The 443-nt window shown below is 51.5% G+C and carries 1 protein-coding gene; it reads left to right on the top strand.

Going from position 1 to position 443, the window contains the following annotated elements; genetic code table 11:
- Positions 1-13 precede the first annotated feature (13 nt).
- Positions 14-443, top strand: a 430-nt coding sequence (locus L9G74_RS23850) for an acetate and sugar kinases/Hsc70/actin family protein (RefSeq protein WP_238898519.1), incomplete at its 3' end; no start/stop codon positions are given.

Genomic DNA, 443 nt, shown 5'->3' with positions numbered 1-443 from the left:
GACTGACTACCTTATGAAGATCCTCACCGAGCGTGGTTACAGTTTCACAACCACCGCTGAAAGAGAAATCGTCAGGGACATCAAGGAAAAACTTTGCTATGTCGCCCTGGACTTTGAACAGGAAATGGCCACCGCCGCTGCCTCCACCTCCCTCGAGAAGTCCTATGAACTTCCTGACGGTCAGGTCATCACCATCGGTAACGAGAGGTTCCGTTGCCCAGAGGCTCTCTTCCAGCCTTCCTTCTTGGGTATGGAATCTTGCGGTATCCATGAGACTGTCTACAACTCCATCATGAAGTGCGATGTTGACATCAGGAAGGACTTGTATGCCAACACCGTCCTTTCCGGAGGTACCACCATGTACCCAGGTATTGCTGACAGGATGCAGAAGGAAATCACCGCCCTCGCTCCATCAACCATCAAGATCAAGATCATTGCTCCCC

This window comes from Shewanella electrica (genome assembly GCF_022321485.1).
GTDB lineage: Bacteria > Pseudomonadota > Gammaproteobacteria > Enterobacterales > Shewanellaceae > Shewanella > Shewanella electrica.
Note: the sequence above shows the minus strand (reverse complement) of the source record. Positions and strands in the feature narration are given on the sequence as shown.